We start from the raw sequence: 15227 nt of genomic DNA on the forward strand, positions 1-15227 counted from the left end.
GGCTCCAGCGGCAGACGCCGCCAGTGTGCGCGTCGAGAACGGCATCGTGAAGTTCTACTTCGCAACCGCCAAGGCCGAACTCGCCGCCGGCGCCAACGAAGCCCTGGCCGACGTGGTCAAGGGCGTGGCCGAAGGCAAGAAGGCCGTCATCTCCGGCTTCAACGACGCCACGGGCGATGCGGCTGCCAATGCCGAGCTGGCCAAGCAGCGCGCCTATGCCGTGCGCGATGCGCTCAAGGGTTTGGGTGTGGCCGAAGACAAGATCGAGCTGAAGAAGCCTGAGGACACTACGGCGAGTGGCAGCAATGCGGAAGCGCGTCGGGTGGAAGTGGCGTTGGCTGCGAGCTGATCTGCGTTTTACCGGGCACGCAGCCCATGGACAAAAGCCCGGCATTGCCGGGCTTTGTCGTTTAAAGCGGAGGGGCGTGCTCAGCGCAATCCGGTGCCGCCACCAGTATCACTCTTCCGCTCAATCAACTCAATCTTGTACCCATCCGGATCCGTCACAAACGCGATCACCGTGGTGCCCCCCTTCACCGGCCCCGCCTCGCGCGTCACATTGCCGCCAGCAGCCTTGATCTTCTCGCACGCCGCGTAGGCATCCGGCACACCCAGGGCGATGTGCCCATAGGCCGTGCCCATGTCGTAGCTTTCGGTGCCCCAGTTGTAGGTCAGTTCGATCTCGGCCTGACCGGGGTTGCCGCCGTCGAAGCCCAAAAACGCCAGCGAGTACTTGTACTCGGGGTTTTCGGACTGGCGCAGCAGTTGCATGCCCAGCACCTGGGTGTAGAAGTCAATCGAGCGTTGAAGGTTGCCAACGCGGAGCATCGTGTGGAGGAATCTCATGCCCTTGATTGTGCACAAGCTCAAATCCTCGCGAGCAGATCGGCCTTTTTCGCTGCGAATTCCTGCTCGGTGAGGATGCCTCGGTCTTTCAGCGCTGAAAGTTGCGCGATGGCATCGATGATGGACGCCTGCGCACTACTGCGGTTACCGGAAGCGTCTTTGGCAGGGGCCACGGCCTGGGTTGCACCCACCTGCTCGCCTGGGGCGTCACCACCACCGCGAACCTCTGGCAGGCTCGAAAGGTCCACGGTGCCGTGCTGGCTGGTGAAGGTTAGCGTGCCGGCACCACCTTGCTGCTGGCCAAAGCCGTTGATCTGGTGTTCCAGGGTGTCGTAAAGCGACACCCTGCCACCCACATCCACCGCCAGGCGGCGCTTGCCGGCGAAGTAGGCATACCGGGTGGTGTTCTGCGCTCCGCTGCTGTTAGGCGTGCCCAGGTCCGCTGGATACCAGGTGGGCTGGGGGTGGGTGGCGAAGATCGATGCTGCTGGGGCACTGGCGAACCCCATCATTGCGCCGCTGCTTTGGGACTGTGATGGGGGAGGGCTCGTCTGCATGGGGGCCGGCGAACTGGCCCCCAGGGCGCTGGCCAGTTCGGTGACCAGTGCATTCACGCGTGCCTTCAACGCGTCGTTGAACATGTCGCCGATCATGAGCATGCCGCCACGCGTCCACTGGCCGTTGCCGCCGAACTCGGGGTGCGAAAACTGCGCCATGGTGCCGTTGCCCCTCTGCAGGGCCAGCAGCAACTGTCTTACCGCCTCGGGGCTGAAGCCGGTGCGCGATGCCAGACTGGAAACAAGTTGCTGACCTTGGTCGCTGAATTCTGGTGCCATACGTCCCTTGGTGATGTTTCACTGTGGTTGCGTAGGGTAGCACCAGGCATGCGTCTTATGCCTTTGCTTGCGCGGGCAGATCGAACACCAGGCAGGTGGTGGTGGCGTGGGCGTACAGGGTGCCGTCAGGCCCCACCAGCCGGGCCTCGGCGGTAGCCAGTTGGCGGCCGCAGTGGATCACCCGGCCTTCGGCGCGCACGCGCTGCACCTTGGGGGTGATGGCCTTGACCAGGTTCACGCCCAGTTCGGCCGTGGTGTAGCCGCGCCCGGGCAGCATGCGGGTGTGCACCGCGCAGCCCAGGGCCGAGTCGAGCAGGGTGGCGAACCAGCCGCCGTGCACGGTGCCCATGGGGTTCAGGTGCTCCACGCCGGGCGTGCCCTGAAAGACGGCCAGGCCTTCACCCACCTCCACCAGGCGAAAGTCCAGCGTGCGGGCGATGGGCGGGTAGGGCAGTTCGCCGCGCAGCATGGCCTGCATCATCTGCAGGCCGGTAAGGCCGGCCACCTGGTCGGGCCGCGATACGCCGGGGCCCACGCCTGCGTCCATGCGGGCCATCACCTCTTGCTCCAGGGCAAGCCATTGTTCGAGTTGGTTGTGCTGCGTCATGTGCTTTTCCGATCAGTGTGTTGCATATGCAATTATTGCAGATACAATCAAATCCATGCAAGCCGAAATCACCATCCCGCCCACCGCAGCCGGGCGTCCCCAGGGCTGTACCAACTTCAAGCTGCGCCAGCTGCTGCGCAGGGTGGGGCAGCACTACGACGCCGAGATGGCCAAGTGCGGTCTCAAGACCACGCAGTACTCGCTGCTGGCGCATGTTTTCAAGCTCGGCCCCATCCGCCCGGGCGATCTGGCGGCGGAGATGAAGATGGATGCCTCCACCCTCACGCGCAACCTGCGCCCGCTGGTGGATGCCGGCTGGGTGACGCTGGAGGCGGGTACCGATGCGCGCAGCCGCCTGGTGCACATCACCGACGCGGGCCGCGACAAGCGCGCGGAGGCCCAGCGATGCTGGAAGGTGGCGCAGCTGTCGCTCAACGACCTGCTGGGCGTGGAGCGCGTGCTGGCCCTGCACACCCTGGCCGATGAGTGCCTTGAATTGTTGTCCCCCGTGTCGGAGCTTGACCATGGCGAATGATGTGAACCCAATCTCTCCCAACCGATCCATCGCCATCTGGCTGGTGCTGCTGGCCGCGGCCGGGGCCTTTGCGCTGACCATGGGCACGCGCCAGACCATGGGGCTGTTCCTCTCGTCCCTCAATACCTCCACCGGCCTGGGCGTGGGCAGCATCAGCCTGGCGTTTGCCTTTGGCCAGCTGTGGTGGGGGCTGACCCAGCCCTTTGCGGGCGCGGTGGCCGACCGCATCGGCACCGGCCGGGTGATATTGCTGGGCGTGGCGCTGGTCGCGCTGGGCACCATCATCACGCCGCTGATGACGAGCACGGCCGGGCTGATCCTGGCCATCGGCGTTCTGGCGGCGGGTGGGGCGGGCATGGCCGGCCCCTCGGTGCTGATGGCGGCCAGCACCCGGCTGGTGCCTCCGGCCAAGCGCGGCCTGGCCACCGGCATCGTGAATGCGGGCGGCTCGTTCGGGCAGTTCGCGATGGCGCCCATCGCCATCGGCTTGACCGCCGCCGTGGGCTGGGCCAGCGCCATGCAGTGGCTGGGCGTGCTGGTGCTGTTGGCATTACCGGCGGCCTATGTGCTCAAAGGCAACTCCAAGGCGCTGGCGGCCCAGGCGGCTGCCGCGTCTGGCGTGAAGGCGCTCACGGCACGCGAGGCCATTGGCCAGGCGCTGGCCACGCCCAGCTATTTGTACCTGGCGGCGGGTTTCCTGGTCTGCGGCTTCCATGTGGCCTTTCTGGCAACCCATCTGCCCGGCGTGGTGGCGGCCTGCGGTCTGCCGCCCGAGGTGGGGGGCTGGTCGCTGGCCATCATCGGCCTGTTCAACATCGTCGGCAGCCTGGCCATGGGCTGGGCCGTGGGGCGCTGGCGCATGAAGTCGCTGCTCTCCATTCTGTATGCCACGCGCGGCATTGCGGTGCTGGCCTTTCTGCTGGCGCCCAAGACGCCCACGGTGATGTTCATCTTCGCGGCGGTGATGGGCGTGACCTTCCTGTCCACCGTGCCGCCCACGGCCGGGCTGGTGGCCAAGATGTTCGGCACGGCCAACATGGCCATGCTGTTCGGCATCGTGATGCTGTCGCACCAGATTGGCGGCTTCTTCGGTGCCTATCTGGGCGGCAGCGTGTTCCAGGCCACGGGCAGCTACGACTGGGTCTGGTACATCGACATCGCGCTGGCCCTGGGTGCCGCGCTGGTGAACCTGCCGATCCGCGAGGCCCCGCTCAAGCGCCTGGTGCCTGCCGCCGCTTGAATCCACACACCGTCCAAACACCTTCCACCATGACAAGCACCGTGCAACCCCTGTATTTCGATGACATGGCCGTGGGCCGGCGCTTCCAAAGCGGCGAGCATGCGATGGACGCCGCGCAGATCATCGCCTTTGCCAGGCAGTTCGATCCGCAGCCCTTCCACATGGACGACGACGCTGCCCAAGGCACGCTGTTCGGCGGCCTGGCCGCCAGCGGCTGGCATACGGCGGCCATCACCATGCGCCTGCAGGTGACCACGGGCCTGCCGATTGCCGGCGGCATCATCGGTGCCAGTGGTGACGTGGCCTGGCCCCGGCCCACGCGGCCTACGGACGTGTTGCATGTGGTGAGCGAGGTGGTGGAGGCCACGCCCTCCAAGTCCCGGCCCGACCGGGGCATGGTGACTATCCGCAGCGAGACGCGCAACCAGAACGACGAGGTGCTGCAGATCTCCACCGTGCGCATCGTCGTGCCGCGCAAGCCTGGAGCCGTGTCATGAATGCTGCTGCAACCACGGCAGCCCCTGCGGGTGCTGCGGCGATGAACCCGCGCACGCGCATGCTGCTGGAGGCGCCCATCGCCCCCACGCTGCTGCGCCTGGCCCTGCCCAATGTGCTGGTGATGCTGGCCCAGGCCGGTGTCGGGCTGATCGAGACCTATTTTGTGGGCAAGCTGGGCACGGATGCGCTGGCCGGCATGGCGCTGGTGTTCCCGGTGGTGATGCTGTTGCAGATGATGTCGGCCGGCGCCATTGGCGGCGGGGTGGCGGCAGCCATTGCGCGGGCCCTGGGCGCGCGCCGGCGCGACGATGCAGATGCCCTGGTGCTGCACGCCCTGGTCATCGGCCTGGTGTTTGCGCTGTGCTTCAGCGTGGCGGTGGTGGGCGGCGGGCGCTGGCTCTACACCCGCATGGGCGGGGCAGGGGGTGCGCTGGAGGCGGCGCTCATCTATTCCAACTGGGTGTTTGCCGGCGCCATCTGCGTCTGGGTGTTCAACACCCTGGCGGCCATCATCCGCGGCACGGGCAACATGGCCGTGCCGGCCTACGTCACGGTGTGGGGGGCGCTGGTGCTCATCCCACTGTCGCCGCTGCTGATCTTTGGCTGGGGCCCGTTGCCGGGCCTGGGCATCGCGGGCGGGGCGATTGCGCTCATGGCCTACTACGTGCTCGGCAGCGCCGTACTGGCCTGGTACCTGTGGTCGCCGCGCAGCCTGCTGCGGCCCTCTTTCAAGGGACTGCAACTGCGCTGGCCGCTGTTTGCGGACATCCTGCGCGTGGGCCTGGTGGGCGCGGTTTCCACCGTGGCGACCAATGTCGCCATCGGCGTGACCACGGCCATGGTGGGCGGCTTCGGCACGGCGGCCATTGCCGGCTACGGTACGGCATCGCGGCTCGAGTACCTGCTGGTGCCGCTGGTGTTCGGCTTTGGCGCGCCGCTGGTGGCCATGGTCGGCACCTGCATCGGTGCAGGCCAGCGCGAGCGCGCGCTGCGTGCCACTTGGGTGGGGGCGGCGATGGCGTTTGGCATGACCGAAGCCATCGGCCTGTGGGCCGCGCTGTTCCCTGCCACCTGGCTGTCGCTGTTCGCGAGCGCCCCAGCCATGATCGAAGCCGGCAGCCAGTACCTGCGCATGGTGGGCCCGGTCTATGGCTTCTTCGGCCTGGGGCTGGTGCTGTACTTTGCCTCGCAGGGCGCGGGCCGCCTGTTCTGGCCCGTGGCCGGCAACCTGGCGCGGCTGGCCGTGGCGGTCGTGGGGGGCTGGCTGGCGCTGCGCTGGAATGGCGGGCTGGCCGGCGTGTTCGCCGCCCAGGCGCTGGCGCTGCTGGTCTATGGCATCGTGATCGGCTGGGCGATTGCCGGCGGCGCCTGGTTCGGCCGCGTGGGCTGGCCGAGCAGCCCGGCGGGGCTGCTGCGGCGTCAGACGGGCACGGTGTAGTTGAGCGTCATGCGGCCGCCGTCCACCGTGACGATCTCACCGGTGACATAGCTGGCTGCATCGCTGGCCAGCCAGGCCACCACGTCGGCGATTTCCGAGGGCTCGCCCAGGCGCTTCATGGGCGTGCGCGACATGATCTTGGCCTTGGCCTCTTCGCTGGTGAGCACGGCCTTGGCGGCCAGTTCGGTGGCGATGGTGCCGGGGGCGACGGCGTTCACGCGCACGTTCTTGTCGGCCAGGGCCAGGGCCATCACGCGCGTGAGCTGGTTGATGCCGCCCTTGCTCACGTTGTAGCTGGAGATGCTGGGGATGGTGAGCACGCCGTTGACCGAGCTCATGTTGACGATGGAGCCGCCGCCCGAGGCCACCATGGCCCGCGCCACGGCCTGGCCCACCAGGAACGAGCCCTTGAGGTTGACGCGCAGCACGGCGTCGAAGTCTTCTTCGGTCACTTCGAGGAAATCAGCCGCGCGGAAGATGCCGGCGTTGTTGACCAGCACGTCGATGCGGCCGTGGGCGGCGAGCGTGCGCTCCACCAAGGCGTCCACCTGGGCCTTGTCCCCCACGTCGCAGCGCACGTACAGCGCGCCCAGCTCCTGGGCCAGGGCCGTGCCACGGGCGTCGTCGACGTCAGCGATCACCGTATGGGCGCCTTCGCGGGCAAAACGCCGCACGCAGGCCTCGCCAATGCCCTGGGCGCCGCCGGTGACGATGCAGACCCGGCCCTGGTGGCCGAAATGGACGGTGGAGGGGGAAACGGAAGAGGGCGTGGCAGGAAATGTCATGCCCGGATGGTAGCGGTTTGCCGGCCCTGCGCCGGCTTCAGCCTAGCGCCGGGGCGGTTTGGCGGCGTGGGTCGGGCTGCGGCCCTTGCGGGCGGCGTGCGCCGTACGGGCCCGCCGCAAGGGCTTGAGGCGGGCACGCTCCCTGCTGGCCCGGTGGCCGCGCCACAGCCAGGCGAGCGCCAGCATGAGGACCACCGCCCAGGCCGTCACCATGCGGGGGTTGGCTGCCAGCCAGGACACCGCGAATTCCAGATACTCCATGGGGCCGCACGCTATCACAGCACGAAGTCTCGTCGCATGGGTGTAAACAATCATCAACAAACTGGCCTGTCACCCGGGTTTTGTTGAAACCCTTGGATACACTGCGACCATGAGCGACCTGACGGCCACCGCGACCGAAGCGCCTTCCCCTACCAAGGCCTTGCTGCAGCTGTGCAGGCGCCTGGAGCGGGCGTGGACCCTGCCCGACATCCTGGATGCGGTGTCGCCCGTGGCGGAGCAGGTGCTGGGCTACCCCCATTGCTGGCTGGGCATCTACGGGCTGAAACCGGGGTTCGTGTCGATCCTGCTGCATTCAAGCCAGATGCAGGACCCGGCGCTCGCCCGGGCCATCGACACCACGGAAATCCCGATTGCCGGCGACAGCATGGTGCAGGAGATCATGGCGGCGGACCATGTGGTGGTGGTGGCCGATGCGCGCACCGACCCGCGCACCAACAAGGAGATCGTGGCGGCGCTGCACAACCGCACCATCATCAACATTCCGCTCATCATGGCCGAGCAGCGGCTGGGCTCCGTGGGCATGGGCACCTATGGCGATGCCGAAGGCGTGCGCCCGCCCTTGCCCTGGCAGATCGACTTCATGCAGGCCATGGGGGCGCATGTGGCCGTGGCCATGGACCGCGTGCGCTTCATGCAGGCCCGCAAGGAGGCCGAGGACGCGCTGTACCACGAGAAGGAGCGCCTGCAGGTCACGCTGCATTCGATCGGCGATGCGGTGATCTCTGCCAATGCCCATGGAGATCTGCTCTACATCAACCCGGCTGCCGAGGCACTGACGGGCTGGAACCTGACCGCCGCGGTGGGAAAGCCCTATGGCGAGGTGTTCAGGCTGATCGGAGCGGACGGCCCCGGGGAGCCGGTGCCCGACATGATGGCCGGCGCCATCGCCGCCGCGCAGGCCCAGCGCTACCCGGAGCTGCAACTGCAGCCCCTGCACGGTGGCCGGGTGCTGGTGGAGGCGACGGTATCGCCCATCAGGGACGCGGATGGCGAGGTGCAGGGAGCCGTGCTGGTGTTCCGCGACGTGACGGAGCAGCGCCGCCTGAGCCACGAGATCGCCTACCAGGCGCTGCATGACGAACTGACCGGGCTGGGCAACCGGCGGGCCTTCGAGCAGGCGCTGGCCCTGGCTTTCGAGGGCACGCGGGGCACGGCGCAGCACGACGTGGTGTGCTACCTGGACCTCGACGAGTTCAAGGTGGTGAACGATACCTGCGGCCATGCGGCGGGCGATACCATGCTGCGCGAGATATCGCGCCTGTTTGCCGGCCTGCTGGACGAGAAGGACCTGCTGTGCCGCATCGGCGGGGACGAATTCGGCATCCTGCTGGCGGGCCGCAGCATGGCGGGTGCGCTGCAGTTGGCCGACCGGTTGCAGCAGGCGCTTGCGCGCTACCACTTCGTCTGGCTGGAGCAGCGCTTTGGCGTGGGTGTCAGCATCGGCATGGTGGCGCTCGATGCGCAGACCGAAAGCGTGGGCGCCTTGCTGCAGGCCGCGGACAGCGCCTGCTATGTGGCCAAGGAGGCCGGACGCAACCGCATCCACGTGTATGCCATCGATGACCCGGCGCTGGCACAGCGCTATGGCGTGATGGAGTGGGTGAGCCGCATCGAGCATGCCCTGCTGCATGACCGGTTCGAGCTGTTTGCGCAACCCATCGTGCCGTTGCAGGAGGACACGTCGCAGGGCCTGCACTGCGAGATCCTGCTGCGCATCCGCAGCGAGCAGGGCGAGCTGGTGCTGCCTGGCCGGTTCATGCCGGCGGCCGAGCGCTACCACCTGGCGGCACGCGTGGACCGCTGGGTCGTCACCCATGCGCTGCGCTGGGTGGTGGAGCAGCAGGACCGGATCGGGCAGTGCTCCATCAACCTGTCGGGCCAGTCGCTCGGGGATGCGGCCTTCACCACCTTCGTGCTGCAGGCGCTGGCGCGTGCCGAGGTGCCTTGCTCCAAGCTGTGCTTTGAAATCACCGAGACGGCGGCCATCAGCAACCTGCACACGGCCAAGCATTTCATCGAGACCCTGCGTGCCTGCGGCTGCAAGATCTCGCTGGACGACTTCGGCAGCGGCCTGTCTTCCTTTGCCTACCTGCGCAATCTGCCGGTGGACGTGCTCAAGATCGATGGCCAGTTCGTGCGGGACATCGACCGCGACCCGGTGAGCCTGGCCATGGTCAAATCGATCCACGAGATCGGCTGCCTGATGGGCAAGCGCACCGTGGCCGAGTTCGTCGAGAGCCAGGCCCTGGTGGAGCTGCTGCAGGGCATAGGGGTGCACTATGCCCAGGGTTATGCCCTAGGCCACCCGGTACCGCTCGCGCAGGTGTTGGGCGGGACAACATGACACACACCCGCCAGTCCTGCCATGCGGTGCTGGGCCCTGGCAGGTGCGACCCATCCCCTGGTGTGAAAGGCCGGTACGCCACGGCACCGCCAGTGCAGGCACGCGTGTTGCACGTGGCTGGCAAGTAACCGGAGCTATTGAGGATGCGTGCCTTCCAGCTGTCTCTGCGGACCGCCATTGCAGTGCCTTTTGCGGCACTGTTCGTGGCCACGGTCGTGCTGCAGGCAGTCACGCAGCACCGCCAGATCAGCCAGCTGATCGAGCAGGAGAGCGTGCGCGTGCTGGAGGCGCTGACCAGCAACTCGCGCGCGCGGCTGGCCGAATTCCTCGAAACCCCGTTCCTGATCCAGGGCACGGTAGCCGACGCCATCAGCCGCCATGGCCTGTACCAGGAAGGCGACCTGCGCCCCGTGTACAACCACCTGCGTGGTGTCTTTGCCGACCTGTATGCCGGGCAGCAGCAGATCAGCCTGCTGAGCTTTGGCAGCCGGGCCGGGGAGTACACCGGCATCCGCCGCGAACCGGGCGAAGGCTTTCGCCTGATCCTCAAGGATGCCACGACGAACGGCATGATGAATGTCTACGAGGACGACACGCCGCGCAAGGTGGCGGCGGCCTTTCCCAACTACGATCCGCGCGTGCGACCCTGGTATGCGCCGGTGGCCGGCTCGGGCCAGTCGCGCTGGTCACCGATCTACACCACGGCAGGGGAGCGGGGGGACATCACCATTTCGGCCGCCACGCCGGTGGTGGCCGACGGCAACCTGCTGGGCGTCATGGAGGCGGATGTGCGGTTGGACAGCCTGAACCGCTTTTTGCGCGAGGACCCGCTGCGCGGGCAGGGGCAGATCTTCATCGTCGACGCGCAGGGCCTGATCGTGGCCCATTCGGAACCGGGCGCCGTGCTCGGCGACCGGCGCAATGCTGCGGGCCAGCGCGAGCGCCTGCGCATCTCGGAAAGCACCAGCCCCCAGATCCGCACGGCCGAATCGTTTCTGCGCGAAGTAACGGCGGTGGAGGGCGGAAGCTTCCACTTCGAGCACCAGGACGCCAGCTACTTCGGGCGCGTCACGCCCTATGCGGACCCGCGCGGCATCGACTGGCGCATCGTGGTGCTGTTGCCCGAATCCGACCTGCTGGGCGACACCCGCAGTGCCGGCCAGGGGGCGCTGCTGGCCGCCGGGGCCATTGCCATCATCGGCCTGCTGCTGGGCCTGTGGGTGATCCAGTGGGCAGCGCGGCCCATCCTCAGGACGGCAGAGGCAGCCAACCGGATCGCGCGGGGCGATTGGGACACCGACATCGCGGCTCCCAGCCCGCTGCGGGAAACCGCAGTCCTGGTGCAAGCCTTCAATGAAATGGCGCACCGGCTGCAGCGCTCGTTCCAGCAGATGCAGGAGCTGCTCACCCATGACAGCCTGACCCAGTTGCTCACGCGCCGGGGGCTGCTGGAACAGGTGCAGTGGGCGGAGCCGAAACGCGCGGTGCTCAGCCTGGTGGGGCTGAACGCCTTTCGCGCCATCAACGACAGCGTGGGCTATGGCACGGGCGACCGCCTGCTGCAGGCCGTTGCCAACCGGCTGCGCGGGCATTTTCCTGCGCCAGTGCTGCTGGCCCGTGTGGGCGGAGACGAATTTGCCCTGCTGAGCCTGGTGGACGAGGGGGAACACACGGCGGAGCGCTTTGGCAAGGCCGTGCTGGGCCTGTTTGCGACCCCGTTCTCGGCCGGCGCCGACGAGGTCATGGTGCATGCCTCGGTGGGCATCGTGGCCGGGCATTTGCGCGGCAAGGAGCTGGCGGAATGGCTGCGCAATGGCAGCATCGCCCTGGGCGAAGCCAAGCGCCATGGCCAAAGCCAGTGGATGGTGTTCGAAGCCGGCATGGCGGACCAGGCGATGGAGCGCACGCGGCTGGCGTCCGAGCTGCGCCAGGCCCTGGACAAGGACCAGTTCCTCGTGCACTACCAGCCGGTGATTGACCTGGCCACGGGCCGCGTGACGGGTGCCGAGGCCCTGTTGCGCTGGCGCAGCCCCACGCGCGGCATGGTGCCGCCGGGGGTGTTCATCGCCATGGCCGAGGAAAGCGACCTGATCCTGGCGCTGGGCGACTGGGTGCTGCGCCGGGCCACGCAGGACATCGCGCAGCAACTGCCCCAACTGCCCGGGGACTTCGGCCTGCACGTCAATGTGTCGGCCCGGCAGCTGATCCAGTCGGACTTCGTCGAGCAGGTGCAGCGCACGCTGGAGGCCAGCGGCCTGCCGGCGCGCCACCTGACGCTGGAGCTGACCGAATCGGTGCTGATCGAGGGCGATGCCGTCACCCACCAGCAGCTGTCGCGCCTGCGGGCGCTGGGGCTGAAGATCGCCATCGACGACTTCGGCACGGGCTATTCGTCGCTGGCCTACCTGAGCCGACTGCCCTTCGACTGCCTGAAGATCGACCAGACATTCGTGCGCGACCTGGTCGAGTCGTCCCAGAATGCCGCCATCGTTACGGCCGTGCTGCACATGGCCACGGGCTTTGGCGTGACGGTCGTGGCCGAGGGCGTCGAGACCGAGGCCCAGGCCCGGCGCCTGCTGCAGATGGGTTGCGGCAGCGCCCAGGGCTACTGGTTCGGCCGCCCGGCGCCGCTGGAGCAGATGGCCATGGCGCAGCGCAGCCTGGATGGCCCGGGCCAGGGGTTGAAGTAGGCTGCAGGCCCGCAAGTTAGACGGTTCAGGGCGAATCCGTATCAGTTATTCATTGCGCTGTGCGCCACCCGCGACGCATGAAACTGGCGCGGCCAAGGCCAGTGCCCCCGTGCAAGGGCCGCCCCGCCGCACTGGGGGCGTCCCCCTCCCGACTCGCGCAGCGAGTCGAGAGAGGGGGAAGGCGCGAAGCGACTCAGGGGGTGTTCGTTCAGGAGCCGGCTTCGATCAACTCCGCGATGCGCGTGTGCCCGATCCGCCGGGCTTGCTGGGCGGCGTTCAGGCCTTCATGGTCGAGCAGGGCGGGGTTGGCGCCCAGTGCCAGCAGTTTTTGGACCGTGGCGGTCTGGCCGTTGGCGGCGGCGAGCATCAGCGCCGTCCGGCCCTGGTTGTCGCGGGCGTCGATGGCGGCGCCCTGGGCGATGAGGCGTTCGACCTCTGGGGTCTGGCCTGCACGGGCCGCCTCGCGCAAGCCGCCCGGCAGCGCGGCACTGCTGCGTGCGCTGTCGGCGCGCGGGGCGGCCGCGGCCAGGCGGTTGTCTGCCGCGCCGGCGCCCCGCAGGCGGCCCGCTGCCGGCGCTGCGGGTGCTGGCTGGGCCGGTTCTGGCTGGGACAAGCGCGCGGCTGCGGCGGTTGCGGCCGGCTGCGGGGGCGCCACCGGCCTGGCCGCGGCCGAGTCCTGGGCCGCCAGGCGCTCGCGCATTTCAACGCGTGGGGGCGTAGAAGGCAATGCTGGCGTGGCGGCCCCCGTTCCAGCAGCCGGCTCGCCGGTGAAGGGGGGTGAGGCGGGGAAGCCCGACACGGCGGCACCGACCCTGCCGGGTACTGGTGGGGCCTCAGCTTCCTGGGGGGCGGGTGCCGGCGCTGTCTTGGCCAGCGGCCCGGTCGGGCTGGGTGCCGGTGCGGCTGGCTTTTGCGCCGAGGGCCTGGCCGGTGGACTGGCTTCCTCATGGACCCTGTGTTGCAATGGGGCGGGCGCAGCGGGTTCGGGAGGGGCGGCTTGTGGCGCGGCTGCCGGTGCGGCAGGTGCCTGCACGCTGGCCGCAGGGGCGGCACGGCGCTGGCCATAGGCGATTTCCTGCTCCTCGGGCGTGCCGCGCTGGAACTGCAGCAACAGCAGGCCGGTCAGGCCCACCACGGCCACGGTGGCCAGGGCCGATGCCTTCCAGCGCGACTGGTTGGCCGCCGCCTGCCGGGGGGCCGGGGCGGCGGGCAGGGGGGCTGCGGCGCGTGCCAGCATCTGCGCATGGGCGCGCACGGCATCGCGGACCTGCGCACCGGGGCGGGCATCTTCCTGTGCGCTGGCTTCGCGGTACCGCTGGGTCAGCTCGTCGTCCCGCGCGCTCATGGTGCAAACTCCTGTAGCTGTTGGCGAAGGCTGCTGCGCGCGTAGCGCAGGCGGCTCTTGGCGGTTTCAAAATGGACGCCGGTTGCTTCTGCGATCTCCTGCACGCTGAGATCGCCTTCGGCCTGCAGGAGAAAAGCCTCGCGCTGGTCGAAGGGCAATTGCTCGACCGCGCGCAGCAGGGCGGCCGCCTGCTCGCGCGACTGCAGCTGCCGCACCGGGCCGAACCCGGAGTCGGCCGCCAGCGTGTCGGCCAGGCCCGGCCTGCCTTCACCGCCTTCGTTGTTGTCGCCATCGGCATCCAGGCTGGCGTGGTTCCTGGCGGTGCGCAAATGATCCACCAGCCGGTTGTGGGCCAGGGTGAACAGCCAGGTGCGGAACTTCGCCCTGGCTTCATAGCTTCCTGCGTTGCGTGCGACGGCAAACCAGACATCCTGCAGCAGGTCGTCCGCCACTGCCGGGATTTTCACGCTGCGCAGCACGAAGCGCCATACCGCCAGCTCGTGCCGGCCGTACAGCGTGTCGAAGGCGCCCATGTCGCCGGCCGCATAGCGCAGCATCAGCGTCTCATCGGCATCGTCGGGGGACAGGGCGGTCTGCACCCGCGCATTATGCGGGGACCTCATACCCCGGCGAAGCGGTGCCGGGGTTGCTCACCTGGGGTCGGGCACATAGGACACGGCGTCCGACTGCGGAAAGGCGCGCGGGATCGGCGGGCGCACCGGTTGCTCGCGGATCACGCCGAGGGCCACCAGGTTCTCGCGGCTGTCGTAGCGGATGCTAATCACTTCATTGGGGCGCTCCTGCAGGCGCGTGAAGGTGGTGTGCGAGACCACAGAGGTCTCGCGTTGGCCATGCGCCGTGCCCAGCTTGGCCGACGGCGCGGGTGCGGCCTTCGCCAGGCTGCCCGCGCCGAGCGCACGGGCCGAGGACTCGGCCTCCGGCGCCGGGGGCGGTGCTGCCGCTGCGGCGGCCGGCGAGGCCGGCTCCTCGCGCATGCGTCCCGGCAGGCCGCCGCTGTTGTCGCTGCTGCTGTCGCGGCGCTGGCTGTAGGGTTCGGGGGTGGCCACGGGTGCGGGCAGGGGTGGCTGCTCGCGGAACAGCGCCACGCCGATCACTCCCACGTTGGCCGGGCGGCCGGTGCGGCTGGCATAGGAGTTGGCAATGCTGGAGAACTCGAACGCGGCGACTTCGCTGCTGCTCTTGCGCCAGCCCGTGATCTGGTAGCGCTCATAAGGCGAAAACACGTAGCCGCGCTGGTCCCAGGCGGCGGTTTCGCCGCTGAGCACATTGACGCCGTCGACCGACGGCACGGACAGCACCCGCTCGCCGGTGCGGTTGTGCACGGTGACGGCATAGCGCGCTCCGGGACGCCCGGCAACCCAGTATTCGCCACGGGCGTAGTGCACCGGCAGCGTGGCGCCGGTGTCGCGGTCGACGATGGTGACGTCCGCCAGCCGACCGATGGCCTGGGCCGGCGGGCTGGCCAGCAATAGCGCGGAGGTCAGGGCCGTCAGGGCGGGAAGAATCATTGAACCGGATTTCATGGCAGCTCCATCAATCAAAGTGTTGGTACTGGATGAAACGAACACCATGGGGAAACGGGGTTAAACAGCCTCAAAAAAAGTGCAAGCGATAGGAGAAGGGGTCTCCTCGTTTTCAGTGCAATAAGTGACGGTACGAAAAGCTAGCACTGGCGCGGAGGTGGTGTTGGTAGATCGTTGATTTCATTGACTTTCCTGTTCACTTTCAAATCTGCGATTCGTGGCGTCAAACCGTGGTCG

General features: G+C 68.2%; 15 protein-coding genes. 7 read left to right on the top strand and 8 right to left on the bottom strand.

The genetic code is table 11. The features are described from left to right. A partial coding sequence (locus ACK59X_RS24820; RefSeq protein WP_409961017.1) for an OmpA family protein occupies nt 1–349 on the top strand: 349 nt, incomplete at its 5' end. An 80-nt stretch (nt 350–429) separates the two neighbouring features. On the opposite strand, the gene gloA is transcribed toward ACK59X_RS24820, so the two are convergent. From gloA to ACK59X_RS24835, 3 genes are read right to left on the bottom strand one after another with little or no spacing between them, the layout of a single operon-like run. Then, entirely contained in the window at nt 430–846 is a 417-nt protein-coding gene (gene gloA / locus ACK59X_RS24825) for a lactoylglutathione lyase (protein ID WP_409961018.1), read from the bottom strand. Nucleotides 847–866: 20 nt separating this feature from the next. After that, nucleotides 867–1682 (bottom strand): SHOCT domain-containing protein, encoded by an 816-nt coding sequence (locus tag ACK59X_RS24830; protein WP_409961020.1) that lies wholly within the window; start codon nt 1680–1682, stop codon nt 867–869. Nucleotides 1683–1737: 55 nt separating this feature from the next. Continuing rightward, complete coding sequence (locus ACK59X_RS24835; RefSeq protein WP_409961021.1) at nt 1738–2289, bottom strand: PaaI family thioesterase; 552 nt, start codon at nt 2287–2289, stop codon at nt 1738–1740. Between the two features lie 55 nt (nt 2290–2344). Here ACK59X_RS24835 and ACK59X_RS24840 point away from each other — a divergent pair, with 55 nt between their 5' ends. From ACK59X_RS24840 to ACK59X_RS24855, 4 genes are read left to right on the top strand one after another with little or no spacing between them, the layout of a single operon-like run. Continuing rightward, complete coding sequence (locus ACK59X_RS24840; RefSeq protein WP_409961023.1) at nt 2345–2824, top strand: MarR family winged helix-turn-helix transcriptional regulator; 480 nt, start codon at nt 2345–2347, stop codon at nt 2822–2824. After that, entirely contained in the window at nt 2814–4064 is a 1251-nt protein-coding gene (locus ACK59X_RS24845) for an MFS transporter (protein WP_409961025.1), read from the top strand. The genes ACK59X_RS24840 and ACK59X_RS24845 overlap by 11 nt, the downstream gene beginning before the upstream one ends. Nucleotides 4065–4093: 29 nt before the next feature. Beyond that, complete coding sequence (locus ACK59X_RS24850; RefSeq protein ID WP_409961027.1) at nt 4094–4561, top strand: MaoC family dehydratase; 468 nt, start codon at nt 4094–4096, stop codon at nt 4559–4561. Then, a complete protein-coding gene (locus ACK59X_RS24855) occupies nt 4558–6000 on the top strand; it encodes an MATE family efflux transporter (protein WP_409961029.1) in 1443 nt (480 codons plus the stop codon). The genes ACK59X_RS24850 and ACK59X_RS24855 overlap by 4 nt, the downstream gene beginning before the upstream one ends. Here ACK59X_RS24855 and ACK59X_RS24860 read toward each other — a convergent pair. Next, a complete protein-coding gene (locus ACK59X_RS24860) occupies nt 5982–6785 on the bottom strand; it encodes an SDR family NAD(P)-dependent oxidoreductase (protein WP_409961031.1) in 804 nt (267 codons plus the stop codon). The two genes, ACK59X_RS24855 and ACK59X_RS24860, sit on opposite strands and share 19 nt — an antisense overlap. A 42-nt stretch (nt 6786–6827) precedes the next feature. Beyond that, entirely contained in the window at nt 6828–7046 is a 219-nt protein-coding gene (locus ACK59X_RS24865; protein ID WP_409961033.1) for a hypothetical protein, read from the bottom strand. Between the two features lie 109 nt (nt 7047–7155). Between ACK59X_RS24865 and ACK59X_RS24870 the strand changes: the two genes are divergently transcribed. Together ACK59X_RS24870 and ACK59X_RS24875 are read left to right on the top strand one after the other, a co-directional pair. After that, nucleotides 7156–9411 (top strand): EAL domain-containing protein, encoded by a 2256-nt coding sequence (locus tag ACK59X_RS24870; protein WP_409961034.1) that lies wholly within the window; start codon nt 7156–7158, stop codon nt 9409–9411. A 143-nt stretch (nt 9412–9554) separates the two neighbouring features. Next, nucleotides 9555–12101: an EAL domain-containing protein gene (locus ACK59X_RS24875; RefSeq protein ID WP_409961036.1), complete on the top strand. Its 2547-nt coding sequence runs from the start codon at nt 9555–9557 to the stop codon at nt 12099–12101. A 208-nt stretch (nt 12102–12309) separates the two neighbouring features. On the opposite strand, the gene ACK59X_RS24880 is transcribed toward ACK59X_RS24875, so the two are convergent. From ACK59X_RS24880 to ACK59X_RS24890, 3 genes are read right to left on the bottom strand one after another with little or no spacing between them, the layout of a single operon-like run. Further along, nucleotides 12310–13446 carry an ankyrin repeat domain-containing protein gene (locus tag ACK59X_RS24880; protein WP_409961037.1) on the bottom strand — a complete coding sequence of 379 codons (1137 nt, stop codon included), beginning with the start codon at nt 13444–13446 and terminating at the stop codon, nt 12310–12312. Further along, nucleotides 13443–14069 (bottom strand): sigma-70 family RNA polymerase sigma factor, encoded by a 627-nt coding sequence (locus ACK59X_RS24885; RefSeq protein ID WP_409961039.1) that lies wholly within the window; start codon nt 14067–14069, stop codon nt 13443–13445. The genes ACK59X_RS24880 and ACK59X_RS24885 overlap by 4 nt, the downstream gene beginning before the upstream one ends. A 27-nt stretch (nt 14070–14096) precedes the next feature. Then, nucleotides 14097–14990, bottom strand: coding sequence for a hypothetical protein (locus ACK59X_RS24890; protein ID WP_409961040.1), 894 nt, complete (start codon nt 14988–14990; stop codon nt 14097–14099). Nucleotides 14991–15227 lie beyond the last annotated feature (237 nt).

Source organism: Acidovorax sp. (assembly GCF_046339755.1).
Lineage (GTDB): Bacteria > Pseudomonadota > Gammaproteobacteria > Burkholderiales > Burkholderiaceae_C > Acidovorax.